Source organism: Paenibacillus sp. GCM10027629, assembly GCF_042676425.1.
In the GTDB taxonomy this organism is placed as follows: Bacteria; Bacillota; Bacilli; order Paenibacillales; family Paenibacillaceae; genus Paenibacillus_K; species Paenibacillus_K terrigena.
In genome coordinates this window covers 17,207-31,243 of the sequence record NZ_JBHTGZ010000022.1, presented here as the reverse complement: position 1 = coordinate 31,243, position 14,037 = coordinate 17,207, and the positions used below count along the sequence as shown (strand labels likewise).

Below are 14,037 nucleotides of genomic sequence, written 5' to 3'. Positions count from 1 at the left end.
CGGGCTTTCCCGATTTTCGGGAAAGCCTCTTCTATTTGACTGATATGACCTGTCCTTGAGCCAATGCAGCAGTCCATTACTGCGGGTTCATTCCAATATGGCCTTGGGCTAGTATTCGTTCAATTCATCGTCTATTGATGTCGTCCCTATGCATAGTTCTGCAAAAGAATCAGCGACCTTCTTACTGTCCTCATAGCCCAAATTACCGGAGTGGGCCGCAAGAATAGGGTATTCCCCATCTCTCATGTCATTCCGCATATCAAAAACATAATGATTGCCGCATCCGTCCATGCCAAAAGAAACCGCTCCCTGCATATACTCCGGCAACTCATAGGCTAGATTCATCTCTCTGAATTCAGCCGCGCCGAAAAATTGAAAGTATCTGTCCCCGTTGCCGAACTCTCCACCGTTGGAATACCTGAGGAATTGGAGATAGCTATCGGGTAGTTTCATTTGCGGGATCGTCCACCGAGAGGGATCGAAGGGCGTATATTGACGATGGAGTGGATCGGTCACGGGAAAAGGATTCCGCTGCCGCTCCACGATTTCTGCGATCTCTTCCTCGGTCATCGGCATATTCCAGGTGCTCAGGAAGCGCTGCAGGTCGTTTTCGGATAAGCCTTCCTCTTTCATATATTCTTTTTCGAATACCGTATTCCAGTTCATCATTAGAGCCTCCCAACACAAGCATTATATAGCCCCACTATACCGTTCGTCTCCGTAAGCTGTCCATGTGTGGCGGGCCCCATTTACATTCGGGCAGCGCTTTGTACAGGATCTACATCTGGACTCATCATTTTCCGGGCAGGTTCCGTCGCTCTCCGCCCCATCAGATTCGTTCCAATCACACCAACGATAATCATCACCGAACCGACAAGATGATACCAAGTGACTTCTTCACCGAGGACCCAGGCACCGGCGGCGATGGACACGATGGTCGAGAGATTCGTAAATACGCTCATTTTCGATGCTTGGATGCGGGACAGAATATAACTTCCCATCAATGCGGTGGCGAGCTGGACCACACCAAGATAGGCGATCAACAAGAGAAAAGAAACGTCTGCGAGTGGTGCGAATAGGCTGCTCAGCGTTCCATTTGCCGCATGGGTGGTGAATGAATGAACGAGAGTCGCGACCAAGCCGGTTCCTATCATGAAATAACTAATTTCTGTCACGCTAAAATGTCGGGAAATGGAACGAGCGAGCACACTGTATCCAGCAAGAACGACGCATGCAAGCAGCAGTAGAAGAATCCCTGTCATTTTGGAGAAATCGATACCGCTTCCCTTCATGATGAAGATAAATAGCACGCCTGATACGGATAGAAGTGTGGACAGTTTTTGCAAGAAAGACGTTGCTTCTTTCAAAAAAACCGAAGCGAGGATCATGGTGACGACGGGGGTAAACGAGCTTATTATGCCTCCCTCTGCGGAGGTAGCGTACTGCAGTCCAAATGTTTGTAACATGAAGAACCCGAGTGGATACATCGTCGCCAGCAGCAGCAGTTTATAGAGCGGCTTGCCACGGTAGTTCAGCTTGACGAAGCCGAACGCTACAGGGATGGACAGCATCACAAACGCTGCGGCAAAACGGAACGTCAGGGTATCGAGCGGGTTCGCATTGTCTAACGTCATTTTGACAAACAAGTAGGATGCGCCAATTACAACAGCGTTAATCACAGCCAACAGATAAGCCAGCCGTACCCCTTTCGAGCGGATAGAAGCAGCTGGATGATACTTCATATTTTTTTCTATCGTCATCTCAATGATCCTCCAATTTGGTTGTTTGTCCGTCAGTACTTACTGACATTTTATTTGTAAAAAAAGCTAGGGGGTTAAAGCCCTAGCGAATATCTTCACACTCTCATGCATGAAAGGTTCAAGCGCGATATCAGGGTAGTTCTTCCCTGCTTCTAGATTGTTAACGAACGCTCCGAACTGCGACATCATGAAGGTAAAGGCCTGCATCTTCGGATCCGTGCGAATCATCTTGCCCTTCTCACCCATCGCGATGAAGTAATTCGTCAGAATCTCCAGTAATTGCAGCGGATGCTGCTGTGTCCGTTCCTTGAATCCGGGTAATTGAACCTCATCTCTGGTACTGATCTGGATCAACTTCCGGTTGCGGTTCATGATCTCATGGTACGTCCTGGAGACCGTAAGCAGGTCCTCTTCTAGCTCCCACACCAGCTTCTCCTTGAAAAGCTTGCGCATCTCTTCGGCATAGTGATATCGGTCGAAGGCGGATTCGAGGAGCTTCTGCTTGCTTCCGAAATGTCGGAACAGCGTCTTCTCACTTAGCCCGGCAGCTGTGGAAATCTCCTGCGTGGTTACGCCATTGTAGCCTCTCTCCGAGATCAGGTTAATGGCAGCTAACAAGAGTCTGTCGCTGCTTCCCAAATTGTTGTTCTCCATATGCCAGATTCCTTTCTCTACACACAATGTCTGTCAGTGGTTACTGACATCATAATATTCCCATTCCATCCACCTGTCAAGGGTTACTTAACCTTAGAGTAAGAAAAAACGCTAATCCAGTCATATCCGAGGGCTTAGCGATATTTTTAATTTGGTATGATGTTGAATAGGGTCTTGATATTTTTCAAGACTCATTTTTTATGCAAAAAAACGCCGTTCCTCTATGTGTGGAACGGCGTTTCGTGTATTAAAAATCAAAATTATCCGGATCCGGGCCAACGCGCAGATCCTGATTCAATCCATCAATTTGCGCCATATCGTTCGTGCTCAATTCAAAGTCGAACAGCTCAGCATTTTCAATAATGCGCTGCTCTTTAACGGATTTCGGAATGGTGATGACGCCATGCTGCAAGTCCCAACGTAGAATGATTTGCGCGACGGATTTGCCGTACTTGGTTGCTATCGCAACCAATGTCGGGTTATCCAGTAATTCGCCTTGCATTAATGGGGACCAAGCTTCAAGCTGGATGCCCTGCTCCTTCGTGTAGCGAAGCAATTCCTTCTGTGTCAATCGAGGGTGGAACTCCACTTGGTTCACCATCGGTTTGATTTGAGCCTTCGAGATCAAATCCTCCAAGTGATGAATTTGGAAGTTGCTCACGCCAATGGCTTTGACGCGGCCTTCATGGTACAAGGTCTCCAGCGCTCGCCATGCTTCGTTATATTTCCCTTGCACCGGCCAATGGATGAGGTAGAGATCGAGATAGTCGAGGCCTAATTTCTCTAAGCTGGCTTCATAGGCAGCCAATGTGGACTCATATCCTAAGTCGGCGTTCCATACCTTGGATGTAATGAATAGATCTTCCCGTGCAAGTTGGTTCTCCTGCAGAGCTTCTCGAATGGCTTGTCCGACACTGCGTTCATTTCCGTAAATGGCAGCGGTGTCGATGCTGCGGTAGCCATGGGCAATAGCCGATTTGACGGCTTGCACCAACGTGTCACCTTCTTCAACCTTGAATACCCCGAGTCCGAGTCCGGGCATGTTCACGCCATTGTGTAAAGTCATTGTATCTTGCATGTGTTTCATCATCTGATGTCATCCTCCTAAGATGTTGTTATGACGGTTCTTTGATCTTTGTTCTCCAGAGTTCTTGCCCAGGCTGTCAAGAATACGGCCCCTAATACCATCAAGGCTCCGATCCAGGTGGTATGAATTATTCCGATTGAATCGGTAACGATACCACCCAGATAGGCCCCAATCGCAATACCTGCGTTGAATGCGGCGATATTGACGGCGGAAGCGACATCTTTGGCCTCTGGGGCTAAGCGTTCAGCTAACATGACCACATATACCTGCAACCCAGGTACATTCATAAAAGCGAACATCCCCATGAAAAAGATGGTGATCAGTCCAGCGATTTTGAAGGGGGCCGTGAACGTTAATAGGAACAGAATAACGGCTTGAATGGCAAACATATAGAATAATGCCTTCAAAGGCTTGCGGTTAGCCGCTTTGCCTCCGATCATATTGCCAATCGCAATAGCAACGCCATAGACCAGAAGAATGATGGCGATCGTCTTCTCATGAAATCCGGTTATATCGTGGAGCAGCGGGGATAAATAAGTAAAGACGACAAACGTACCCCCATATCCTAAAGCTGTAATCGCAAAGACAAGCAGCAATCGAAAGTTTGTAACGAGCTTGATTTGATCGCCAAGACGTACTTTGGCGCCTTTACGCAAATTCGAGGACACCAGCGTCATATTGGCGATAAAAGCTACAACCCCGACAGCGACAATGGCGATAAAAGCCGCCCGCCATCCCATTTGCTGCCCGATAAATGTACCTAGAGGAACCCCGGTTACCGTGGCGATGGTAAGTCCAGAGAACATGATCGAGATCGCGCTTGCCCGGCGATGCTCCGGTACGAGATCCGCTGCAATCGTGGATCCGATGGACATGAAAATACCGTGTGATAGCGCGGAGATGACGCGTGCAATGAGTAGAACAGTGATCCCACTAGCCATCGCGGCGAGCATATTGCCAGCGATAAATACGACCATGATCCATAGCAGCAATGTTTTCCGTGATACATTAGAGGTCAGGGAAGTCAGGACAGGCGCTCCGAAGGTGACGCCTAACGCATATAATGTGACGGTTAATCCAGCAGTGGTAACCGATATATGAAAATCTTCAGCGATTAAGGGCAGCAGTCCCACGCTGATAAATTCGGTTGTTCCGATTGAAAAGGCGCTGATGGCTAATGCGAGCAACGCCAATGTGCTTCTTCTATTCTCTATCGTCATGGTTCACACCCTTGCATTATTTATTGTGATATCCGGCCGGTAACTGCTATTATGAGTGGTATAGTTCAAAATGAACAGTAGGTACTTTTTTGTGCTATAGGTACTTAAAAGTACCTGTAAATAGATAGCAAGGGGATGAAGCAATGGCGGAAGAAGCTGTAGTGAAGAAGAAATATAATATTTCTGTCGAGGCGACATTAGAGGTAATTGGCGGCAAGTGGAAATGCGTCATCCTATGCCATCTAACGCATGGGAAGAAACGGACAAGCGACCTCAAACGACTGATGCCTGCCATTACGCAGAAGATGCTAACCCAGCAATTGCGGGAGTTAGAGGACGACGGCATTCTGAATCGAATCATCTACAATCAAGTGCCACCAAAAGTGGAGTATGAACTGAGTGAATACGGATGGAGCTTGAAGCATATTCTGGATTCCTTATGCGCTTGGGGAGAGAATCATATCATTAAGGAGTATGGCGATAAATTCGCCGTGTTAGAGGATAACATCCTCAATAATAAAGAACAGATTGATAGCTAAAGGTGACAAATTACAGTTAGGAAGGCCTATTCCAAGAAAATGGAGTAGGTCTTTTTGTTATGCAGAAAAGGTTAGATGCCCGTGCGGGATGGTTTGCGAGAAATCAGACTTGTACAACAATGGGATTTTGTTATCCAGCAAAAAGGATTTTACCGTTATCTCGCGAATATGTTCTGTAAAATATTGTATAGGTAGAATTTGGGTGAATGAGACTGTGGTTTTACGAAATTGAAAATGATACATGGAGGTAGATCAATGAACCAGCAGAAACAAACCAAAGAAGAAAACGACACGCAAGCCAGTCCGATCAAGAACAAGGTAGGTAGTATTTTTGTCCCCGTTCGAGATATTGAGAAATCGCGCAGTTGGTATTGTCAGGTTCTGGGGTTGAAGGAAGCAGACTGCAGCATTATGAATGGCCACTTATGCCCTTTGCCCATGGTTGGAACCGGAATTATTCTAGATACGATGCCGATGTGGGGAGGCGATCAGCCTGGCGGCGCCCCTTCGATTGATACACCTGCCTTTATGCTATTGACGGAAGATCTGAAGGGTTCATTCGAATTTATGAAGAAAATAGGTGCGGAGCTCGTAACCGAAATCGAGCATGATCATTGGTTCGTCGTGAAAGATCCAGATGGTAACAAATTAATGATTTGTGCTGAATAGGGGGATATGAATGAACGAGACCGTAGTTCCTGTTTTGCCTGAGATGGTGGCTCAGATTGTGGATCACAGTGAAATGAAGTTGATCGGTATTCCGTGTATTGGTCTTAATGACATGGGTAGCAAATATCATCATGCCAAAGATAGCTTGCTGGGGCTCTCCGCTCATATGCCTCAGATCATCGATGCTACTGTTCAGTATGGCATGTGGCCGCAGGTTACCGGTCAAAATACACCCGATACGCATGCATACATTCTTTGCGTGGAAGTGACTACTTTCGATGGCATACCGGAGTGGTTTGCACGCATGACGATTCCAGCGCAGCGCTGTGTCGTAGCTGCTAGCAAAGAAGGGGACTTCGATGAAGCCGGACGTGTGATCGATGCTTATATCGCCGAGAAGGGAATGAAAGTGGATCATCAAGGGTACCCTTACACTATCTGCGAGCGGTACCGTTACAACGCTGAAGGTTTCGCGCGCTATTCTTTGCCGATAGTGTCTGAGTGATAACGAACGATAAGGCCCTCCTTTACAGGATGGCCTTTTCATGTTGGTAAACAAACCTCATCTTGACCATACGAAACTGGTGAATTACGCACTTTTGAACGTAACAGCTTGGCTTGCTGGCGCAGGCCACAGCATTTTTCCGAATAGTATGCCTACTAACCCGAGTAGGGCGATTACCATCCCGAAATTCAGGAAGGTGACCGCAGGACCTGCCACTTGAACCAGCAGCCCCCCAATCAGCGGCGCTCCAATCATCACAATCCCTAAGATCGTGTTCTGAATCCCGAATATGCGACCGATCATATGCGGGGGTGTTTCTTTCTGCAGACAATAGTTGAACGTAACGATAAATATCCCATTGCCGACGCCCATGATAAATCCTAATATCAGTACAGGCAGTACGGAGACCCCGACAGGGAGCAACCCAAGCCCTCCAATCGATAGGCCGATCAAGGCATAACTACTCCCAAACCTCCACCCATAACCGATTGGCCGCTTGATACGATTCATCGCGACAATGATAAGGATGGCTCCAACACCCGATGCCGCTACCATCCAGCCGAGCAGTGATTCCTGATCCGGGGCAACCGTTCGGAAAAGGCTGGTGAACTGAAAGTCGACCATCTGAATGGCGAGTGCCCCGGTTAATCCGAACAGCATGGTGACGAGCAACAGTCGGCTGTGCAGGATGAAGCTCCACCCTTCTGCCCACAGCGTACGCAGCGGAATGGGCTGCTCTGGCGCGGACGCAGATTGATGCTCTGCATCGAGCAATTCCCTGCTATTTCCCGTCTCGGTATGCTTGACGGTGAGCAGCAGCAGATAAGAACCTAATCTTAAGCAGGCACAAATCAAAATACACCATTGCGGCGATAACACGGACAGCGCGAAGCCGCCTAACAAGGGGCCGGCGATTTTGGAGCCTTGGTTCACGATGCCGTTGAGTGAGGTGGCCTGAAGCAGTTGATCCTCCCTGACGATGCTGCGCGTGAGCGCTTGCTGTGCAGGCACGTTTAACGTCGAGATGGCTGCACGCAGCATCAGAAGCGGGAGCAGCCATGCCATATTGGGCGCGAACAGCACGAGTAAGGTCAGGATTGCCGTCAACAAATCGCAAATTCGCATGAGCTTCAGCTTGTTCATCCGGTCAGCGGCGGCGCCTGCAACCGAACCGAGCAGAATGCTGGGCAGCGCATTGGCGACCGGAATGAGGGCCAGCATCAGTGGATCGGCATGCCAGCGATACCCGACAAGCACCTGGATGGCGAGCATATCGAACCAGTCCCCGAAGGATGCAGCGGCAAAGGCACTATAGACGCGCATGTATATTTTGTTGCGAAGCAGGCTGATCCCTGCTTGTTGTGAAGCGATCATGAGTCATTCCTCCAAATCACGATTAAGATCGAATAGGGCATGATCTTACTGTATTGGAGAAATGTCAGAGGATAATCAGAGCGTAATCAGCAACGGCCTAACTCGCTGCGTATCGCAGCTTCCAACGGCCCTAACAGCTTGAGGAGGCCAATCTGCTCCTGTTCTTCTTTAAACATGTCTGCATATTTCTGCTGCAATTCTTGCTTCGGAGGAAACATGCTGCAGTAATGATGAATTCGGTGCAAGGCATACAGCTTTATCGGCACGAAACCGGATCTGTCCAGGACCTGAAGCCCCTCGTCCAGCAGATTCTCGGCTTCGCGCCATGCCTGACGCTGCAACATCCACAATCCTTTGACCACCTTATAACTGCCGATCTCCCGCAAAAAAGGCTTGGCGGACAATATCCCATCCTCAATTGCTGTCGCCATCTTCTCCAGCTCGTAATCCTCCGTCCCTGCAACAAGATGTACAAACATCTCTGTAATAGCCGTCTGCGGAATGAAGCTCTCGTATTTCGGTTCTGCGATCACGACGTGACTCAACTTCAAGCGTTCAATTGCTTTACTAGGTTCACCCGCCAACGTATACAATTCAAGAATGTTGAGAATCTCCATTTCTCGGTGCTGCGCGGGAGTCAATAGCTTCTTCTCAAGGACTTGTTCGCAAAGTGCTAGATTCTGCTTGGGGTCTCCCGTGAACATATAGAACAACAGCAGCCAATATAAGCGTTCTCTCAGCGGCACCTCGTCCGTATTCAGCAGCCATTCCAGATTTCCTTGGACAAAATGGACATACACCGAATAAAACGGGTCCAGTTCAAATCCAAGCACGTCCTGTTGACGTGCAAGGGTCAGCATCGAACGACCCTGGCCGTATAGGTGGTATTTCCCGAATACATCCCGCATCGTCTTATGCAGCTCCGGATCTTGGGTGGTGGGGTTCGCTTCTCTTGCGGTTGAATTCTGCACCGACAGGCTGTAACCTAGTCCCCGGACCGACTTAATCTCTACATCTGCAAAAGGACGCAGCTTCTTACGCAGCCTGTATATATGATCATCCACCGTCCGTTCAACCGGATATTCCATCGGCCACACGTGATCCAGCAGCTGCTCCCGGCTGAATGTACGGCCTCTGTTGCGGTAGAGAAATTGCAATAGAGCGAACTCCTTCGGGAGCAGCACAACCGTTATGCCTTCGGCAGACACCCGATATTCACTTGCGTGTAATTCCAGTTGCATGCAGGCAACCCTTCTTTCCCATGGAAAAACTTCTTAACTTGAGTATACCAACCAACCCTTCCGTTACTCTAGAGAAAATGTGCATGGCCGTCCCTCCGACCGACTTTATAAAGGTTTTCCAACGTCGTATGTCGAAATTATCTCTCAAAATGATTGCGGGTTGTAGGTGATCAAGAGCTACGGACAGGACGGTACACATCTTAGTGGCAGAATAGAGGATACGCGTATGATGAAAGTAATGGTTGTTGGAGCCTCAGGGGTTCTTGGTAAATTGATTTGTATGGAATTACTTCGCATTTTTAACAATCAAATGACCTTGATTGTAACTGATTATAAAGAAGAAAGAGGAACGAGGTTAGCAGAGTCGATCCATCGGGAAGCAATATTCCGATATTTAGATGCAACAAATGAAGAAGACATAACGAAGACCATTCAGAATGTCGATATTGTAATCGTAGCTGTAAATCAACAAAATCCGTACATTCAAAGGGCTTGTATAGATCATCATATTCTTTGTATTGATGTAACCCCATTCCCTAACTTTGTAGAACAAGTAAAACGACTACATAAAGATGCTGATAAAAATGATGTAGGCTCTGTCGTAATGTCTGGATTTTTTCCGGGATTATCGGGGTTGATGGTTAACAAAGCAGTTTCTAGTTTTCAAGAAGTAACGGAAGTGAATATTGGATTACTACAAAATACGAATGCAAAAGCAGGGATATCTGGCATATTGGACATGTTGAAAATCATTTCTCAACCTGTTCATTATGATACGGACAGCGATACAGCTAACTTATCAGGATTTACAAAAAAGAGAAAAATGTATTTTATGGAACCATCCAATGAAAGTGAAGTAAGACTTATCGATCACGCAGAAAAAGAATGTCTAAAACAGAAACTAAACGTTGAACAAATTAACTATTGGACTTCTTGGAATAATCGTTTCTTTAACAAACAAATCTCTCTAATAAGAAGACTTAGAGTTATTGATCATATTCTTAAACGCAATAACAAAAAGTTTCTATCAAAAGTTGTTAAGCATAATCCGAATAAAAATGAACATGCTTTTCTTACTGTTGAAGTAAAAGGGATTATCGATCATCGTGAGTGCATAAGAACGTTATCCTTATCTACCTTTTCAGATTATCATACAACGGCGATGGTTACGGCCGGTTTAGCCAAAGTTACAGTACATAAAAAGATTAAAGGTGTCGTTTTTCCTTTCGAAATAACGGATATGGATGAAATACTTTCTGAAATCAATTGTAAAGATATCGTTTTGAAGGAATTTGCCAAGTTCGTGAATTAGTAATCGAGTAGAGGGAATAGATGAAAGAATGCCACCCCTTGGATTGGGGTGGCGTTTTCACGTGGCATCTCGGCGTTTATTTTTTCCCTTTGCGCACCTTTAACAGCTTGCCTTTTACTGTCGTATCTTTCATCATTTCAAGCACAAGCGGTCCTTTGCCATTCAGGATCTCAACATCCGTCACGAAATCGAGGATGGTAATGATGCCGATATCCTCTGTGGTTACGCCGTCAAGCTTAGCGATTGTCCCGACAAAATCTACGGCACGAAGCTTCTTCTTCTTGCCGCCATTGAAGTTAAGCTTCATAATCTGCTTGTTCAATTGCTCGCGTTTATCTTTTTTGAGTTCAGGTCCAATATGAAGCTTCTTCTCGAAATCGGCTCTACGGCGATCAACCTCCTCTTCGGAGGGAGCGTTCACTTTCGGAATCGCAAATCCAATATACGCCTCAATATCGGCCAATCGTCTGCCATCCCTCGGCGTGATGAAGGTGATGGCTTTACCCGTCTTGCCTGCACGCCCCGTACGCCCCGTACGATGAACATAGCTTTCCTTCTCTAGCGGAATATCGTAGTTAATCACATGGGTAATATCTGTGATATCGATCCCTCTGGCGGCTACATCTGTTGCAATCAAGTAACGGAATTGTCCCCTTCGGAACGCATGCATCACTTCGAATCGCTCTTCCTGCTCCATCCCGCCATGGATCCGATCGCATGGATAACCGAGATCAGCCATTTCTCGGAATAGTTGGTCCACGTGCTCCTGCGTACGGCAGAACACGATACAGCTGTCAGGGCTCTCAACAATTAGAAGATCCTGAAGCAGCGCCAGCTTGTCCGCCTCGGATACCTGAATAACAGCGTGCTCAATCGTGGCCGTCGTAATCCCGCTGGCTTGGATCTCAATTTCAGCAGGATTGTCCATATATTGATGTGACAGCTGGGCCACATCCTCAGGAAACGTAGCGGAGAATAACATAGTAACCCGGTCACGAGGCAGCGCTTGAATGATAGACTGTACCTGTTCAATAAAGCCCATATTCAGCATCTCGTCCGCTTCATCGATGACGAGGTAGGCCATCCGCTCTAGCGATAGCGTACCTCGTTCAATATGGTCCAGCACACGTCCCGGCGTACCTACAACGATATGCGTTCTTTGCTTTAACTCGGCCTTTTGTATATGAAAAGGGTGTTTTCCAAAAAGAGGCGTTGCCTTAATTCGCTTAAAGCGCCCAATGTTCGTTATATCTTCGTTGACTTGTAACGCAAGTTCGCGAGTTGGTGTTAGGATCAATGCTTGCGGCTTATTCTCGTTCCAATCCACAAGCTCACAGAGCGGAATGCCATAAGCAGCTGTCTTGCCGCTCCCTGTCTGCGATTTAACGACAAGATCCTTCTTCTGAAGCGCAACAGGAATGACTTCCGACTGCACCTCGGTTGGCGTGTCAAAGCCCAAGCTGTTCAGTGCTCTCACAATCTCTTCACTTAATGGATACGCTGTAAATCGTTTCTCACTCATCAATTAACCTCTTCTACGCTATATTCAAAACCTTATACATACAGAGTTCCACCATGTAACTGTCGTATACCCCTCTATTATACTCCGAATCTACATGTATCGGTGGAAAGACTGTTTTGTTAGGAGGGAGATGGATAAAAAAGGAAAAATGAAAAGATTGTCGTTTTGCAGAAAATATTGTAAAATACGTTGTGGAAAATATTAACTTTGTAGGGGGAAGATTGCTTTGGAAAGTAACAAAATCGCATTACCGATAATAGGCGCTTTGATCGCAGCGATTATTGGTGGTGCAGCATGGGCAGTTATCGTGGCATTGACGGATTATGAATTGGGTATTGTGGCGTGGGCGGTCGGCGGTCTTGCTGGATTTGTGGTTGCCAATCTTGCTAATAAACAAATTACTGCAGCACATCAAGTGATTGCAGTGATCGCGAGTTTGCTCGGTATTCTGCTCGGTAAGTATTTTACCGTTGGTTATATTTATACGGAGAGTATCTCTGGGATCTTCGGAAGTGAAGTCATGACTGTATTCCAAGAGAATCTCTCGAGCTTGTTCAGCACGATGGATATCGTATTTACGGCACTTGCCGTTGTTACAGCATGGCAGCTGCCGAAGAAAATGGCGAATCAGGCCGCTCCGCAAGAATCGACGCATGCTGCTGAATAAATGATGATTAGTCAATAGAAAAGCATCTGGCTCATCCATTCGTTGTGTGGATGGTCAGATGCTTTTATCGTCTTATTATTTAATATATTCGCTGCTCACGAGGTCCGATGCAATCACATCCGTAGGAATCACGAATTCTACAATCCCCATGGCTCCAGGAGCCACTTCATATTTATCGAAGGAGATCACCAGTTTGCCGCCTTTGTTAATATAGAAGCTCTGGTCTTTTTGAATCGATTGGTAATCATTCATTGGGTCCGTATCTTTGTCGTCCTTCTTCACCCAATAGGTTTTATCCGGATCTGATTTCATCTGCTCCAGCATCTGCTGCTTGATGTTCTCGCTAATTAAGGCGATATAGGCATTGTCCTTGAACAAGCTCGGAAGACTTATCAACACTTGGTTCTTCTTATCGATCGTATCATATTTCATCGTCGTTGAAGATGAACCTACGGTGTTGACCTCATAACGGCCGATCGAGAGAATTTGGTCATTATCTGTTTTTACCTCATATCCCGTATCGATCCCGAGGTGCCCCCCGCCTTGTTTTTTCAGGTCATCCATATCCTTCTGAAACTCAGCATACAATTTCTTATTCTCGTCAAGATATTTGTTGTTCAGCATCTGTTCGAGTGTTTTATTCTCGAGATTTGTCACCGCAGGTACCTTCAAATTGGCATTGTACGTATCTTCATCTACTTTATACTCTCGGAAGGTAATCACCTCCACGATTTTGCCGAGCACAGGAATGTTGGAGAAGGCATTTGCGAATGCTGGACTACTGTTCACACCAGACACGAACACGATGACGGCTGCCGCTGTACCGATAATCCATCGCATATTCGTTCGTTTCATGCGGCTCTGGCGAATTGCTTTTTTCACAATGAAGTCCAGTTCCTCAGGAATCGGAACTTCCGTATAACTTTTCTTTAACTTCTCTATATTATTATCCATGATCATTATACCTCCATAGTGGATTTATCATTTAACTTTACACGCAGGACACGGAGTGCTTGATACAACCTTGTTTTGACGGTATTGATGTTCTCATTCAACACTTCGGAAACTTCCTCAATCTTGAGGTCTTCGAAATATCGCAGAACCACGACGCTTCGGTACTTAACAGGCAACTCCTCTAATGCTCGTTCAAGATCAATATCGTGATAGGAATCCGATGTTCCTTGGCTATAGGCTTCTAGTGTTTCTTCATCAACGACTTGAACGCGCTTTTGCTTCCGAAGGAAGTCCAATGAGGTATTCACGACGATTCGATAGAACCAACTTTTGATGGCGTCAGGGTTCTTAAGGGATTCTGCATTTGCGAATGCCTTATGTATGGAATCCTGTACAATATCCAATGCGTCTTCTTTATTTCGTACATAGCTATATGCAAGCCGATAAATACTCTCTTTGTGCTCCGTAATGCACTGAATAAGTGAGTTCTCGAATTTTTTTTTATTGCTGGGCATGATTTCTTGCCTCCACCT

15 protein-coding genes are annotated in these 14,037 nt (G+C 46.5%); 5 read left to right on the top strand and 10 right to left on the bottom strand.

The genetic code is table 11. The annotated features are described in order from the left end of the window. Nucleotides 1-108: 108 nt before the first annotated feature. From ACFQZR_RS28195 to ACFQZR_RS28175, 5 genes are all read right to left on the bottom strand, one after another. Nucleotides 109-666, bottom strand: a complete 558-nt coding sequence (locus ACFQZR_RS28195; protein WP_379351756.1) for an SMI1/KNR4 family protein — start codon at nt 664-666, stop codon at nt 109-111. 83 nt (nt 667-749) lie between these two features. Then, nucleotides 750-1,760: a DMT family transporter gene (locus ACFQZR_RS28190; protein ID WP_379351621.1), complete on the bottom strand. Its 1,011-nt coding sequence runs from the start codon at nt 1,758-1,760 to the stop codon at nt 750-752. Between the two features lie 66 nt (nt 1,761-1,826). Beyond that, a complete protein-coding gene (locus ACFQZR_RS28185) occupies nt 1,827-2,414 on the bottom strand; it encodes a TetR/AcrR family transcriptional regulator (protein WP_379351620.1) in 588 nt (195 codons plus the stop codon). A 247-nt stretch (nt 2,415-2,661) separates the two neighbouring features. Next, nucleotides 2,662-3,504 (bottom strand): aldo/keto reductase, encoded by an 843-nt coding sequence (locus tag ACFQZR_RS28180; RefSeq protein WP_379351619.1) that lies wholly within the window; start codon nt 3,502-3,504, stop codon nt 2,662-2,664. Nucleotides 3,505-3,518: 14 nt separating this feature from the next. Next, nucleotides 3,519-4,721 carry an MFS transporter gene (locus tag ACFQZR_RS28175; protein WP_379351618.1) on the bottom strand — a complete coding sequence of 401 codons (1,203 nt, stop codon included), beginning with the start codon at nt 4,719-4,721 and terminating at the stop codon, nt 3,519-3,521. Nucleotides 4,722-4,864: 143 nt separating this feature from the next. On the opposite strand from ACFQZR_RS28175, the gene ACFQZR_RS28170 reads away from it, so the two are divergent. The 3 genes from ACFQZR_RS28170 (at nt 4,865) to ACFQZR_RS28160 (ending at nt 6,434) form a co-directional block, all read left to right on the top strand. Beyond that, nucleotides 4,865-5,260, top strand: coding sequence for a winged helix-turn-helix transcriptional regulator (locus tag ACFQZR_RS28170; RefSeq protein ID WP_379351617.1), 396 nt, complete (start codon nt 4,865-4,867; stop codon nt 5,258-5,260). A 255-nt stretch (nt 5,261-5,515) separates the two neighbouring features. After that, nucleotides 5,516-5,929, top strand: coding sequence for a VOC family protein (locus ACFQZR_RS28165; RefSeq protein WP_379351616.1), 414 nt, complete (start codon nt 5,516-5,518; stop codon nt 5,927-5,929). A 10-nt stretch (nt 5,930-5,939) separates the two neighbouring features. After that, a complete protein-coding gene (locus ACFQZR_RS28160) occupies nt 5,940-6,434 on the top strand; it encodes an effector binding domain-containing protein (protein WP_379351615.1) in 495 nt (164 codons plus the stop codon). 84 nt (nt 6,435-6,518) lie between these two features. On the opposite strand, the gene ACFQZR_RS28155 is transcribed toward ACFQZR_RS28160, so the two are convergent. Together ACFQZR_RS28155 and ACFQZR_RS28150 are read right to left on the bottom strand one after the other, a co-directional pair. After that, entirely contained in the window at nt 6,519-7,808 is a 1,290-nt protein-coding gene (locus ACFQZR_RS28155; protein WP_379351614.1) for an MFS transporter, read from the bottom strand. An 86-nt stretch (nt 7,809-7,894) separates the two neighbouring features. After that, a complete protein-coding gene (locus ACFQZR_RS28150; RefSeq protein WP_379351613.1) occupies nt 7,895-9,049 on the bottom strand; it encodes a winged helix-turn-helix domain-containing protein in 1,155 nt (384 codons plus the stop codon). Nucleotides 9,050-9,275: 226 nt separating this feature from the next. Here ACFQZR_RS28150 and ACFQZR_RS28145 point away from each other — a divergent pair, with 226 nt between their 5' ends. Continuing rightward, nucleotides 9,276-10,361 (top strand): saccharopine dehydrogenase NADP-binding domain-containing protein, encoded by a 1,086-nt coding sequence (locus ACFQZR_RS28145; protein WP_379351612.1) that lies wholly within the window; start codon nt 9,276-9,278, stop codon nt 10,359-10,361. 76 nt (nt 10,362-10,437) lie between these two features. Here ACFQZR_RS28145 and ACFQZR_RS28140 read toward each other — a convergent pair whose 3' ends face one another. Further along, nucleotides 10,438-11,883 carry a DEAD/DEAH box helicase gene (locus ACFQZR_RS28140; protein ID WP_379351611.1) on the bottom strand — a complete coding sequence of 482 codons (1,446 nt, stop codon included), beginning with the start codon at nt 11,881-11,883 and terminating at the stop codon, nt 10,438-10,440. A 226-nt stretch (nt 11,884-12,109) separates the two neighbouring features. Between ACFQZR_RS28140 and ACFQZR_RS28135 the strand changes: the two genes are divergently transcribed. Beyond that, entirely contained in the window at nt 12,110-12,550 is a 441-nt protein-coding gene (locus tag ACFQZR_RS28135; RefSeq protein ID WP_379351610.1) for a hypothetical protein, read from the top strand. 75 nt (nt 12,551-12,625) lie between these two features. Here the strand turns inward: ACFQZR_RS28135 and rsiV are convergent, their stop codons facing one another. Together rsiV and ACFQZR_RS28125 are read right to left on the bottom strand one after the other, a co-directional pair. Then, nucleotides 12,626-13,504 carry an anti-sigma-V factor RsiV gene (gene rsiV, locus ACFQZR_RS28130; RefSeq protein WP_379351609.1) on the bottom strand — a complete coding sequence of 293 codons (879 nt, stop codon included), beginning with the start codon at nt 13,502-13,504 and terminating at the stop codon, nt 12,626-12,628. 5 nt (nt 13,505-13,509) lie between these two features. After that, the gene (locus tag ACFQZR_RS28125) at nt 13,510-14,019 is read right to left on the bottom strand and encodes an RNA polymerase sigma factor SigV (RefSeq protein WP_379351608.1); all 510 of its coding nucleotides are present in this window, start codon (nt 14,017-14,019) and stop codon (nt 13,510-13,512) included. Nucleotides 14,020-14,037: the final 18 nt, after the last annotated feature.

What these genes read in the sequence shown, in the direction of transcription:
- ACFQZR_RS28195 (WP_379351756.1), bottom strand. Translation starts at nt 666, where the DNA reads ATGAACTGGAATACGGTATTCGAAAAAGAATATATGAAAGAGGAAGGC.
- ACFQZR_RS28190 (WP_379351621.1), bottom strand. Translation starts at nt 1,760, where the DNA reads ATGACGATAGAAAAAAATATGAAGTATCATCCAGCTGCTTCTATCCGC.
- ACFQZR_RS28185 (WP_379351620.1), bottom strand. Translation starts at nt 2,414, where the DNA reads ATGGAGAACAACAATTTGGGAAGCAGCGACAGACTCTTGTTAGCTGCC.
- ACFQZR_RS28180 (WP_379351619.1), bottom strand. Translation starts at nt 3,504, where the DNA reads ATGATGAAACACATGCAAGATACAATGACTTTACACAATGGCGTGAAC.
- ACFQZR_RS28175 (WP_379351618.1), bottom strand. Translation starts at nt 4,721, where the DNA reads ATGACGATAGAGAATAGAAGAAGCACATTGGCGTTGCTCGCATTAGCC.
- ACFQZR_RS28170 (WP_379351617.1), top strand. Translation starts at nt 4,865, where the DNA reads ATGGCGGAAGAAGCTGTAGTGAAGAAGAAATATAATATTTCTGTCGAG.
- ACFQZR_RS28165 (WP_379351616.1), top strand. Translation starts at nt 5,516, where the DNA reads ATGAACCAGCAGAAACAAACCAAAGAAGAAAACGACACGCAAGCCAGT.
- ACFQZR_RS28160 (WP_379351615.1), top strand. Translation starts at nt 5,940, where the DNA reads ATGAACGAGACCGTAGTTCCTGTTTTGCCTGAGATGGTGGCTCAGATT.
- ACFQZR_RS28155 (WP_379351614.1), bottom strand. Translation starts at nt 7,808, where the DNA reads ATGATCGCTTCACAACAAGCAGGGATCAGCCTGCTTCGCAACAAAATA.
- ACFQZR_RS28150 (WP_379351613.1), bottom strand. Translation starts at nt 9,049, where the DNA reads ATGCAACTGGAATTACACGCAAGTGAATATCGGGTGTCTGCCGAAGGC.
- ACFQZR_RS28145 (WP_379351612.1), top strand. Translation starts at nt 9,276, where the DNA reads ATGATGAAAGTAATGGTTGTTGGAGCCTCAGGGGTTCTTGGTAAATTG.
- ACFQZR_RS28140 (WP_379351611.1), bottom strand. Translation starts at nt 11,883, where the DNA reads ATGAGTGAGAAACGATTTACAGCGTATCCATTAAGTGAAGAGATTGTG.
- rsiV (WP_379351609.1), bottom strand. Translation starts at nt 13,504, where the DNA reads ATGGATAATAATATAGAGAAGTTAAAGAAAAGTTATACGGAAGTTCCG.
- ACFQZR_RS28125 (WP_379351608.1), bottom strand. Translation starts at nt 14,019, where the DNA reads ATGCCCAGCAATAAAAAAAAATTCGAGAACTCACTTATTCAGTGCATT.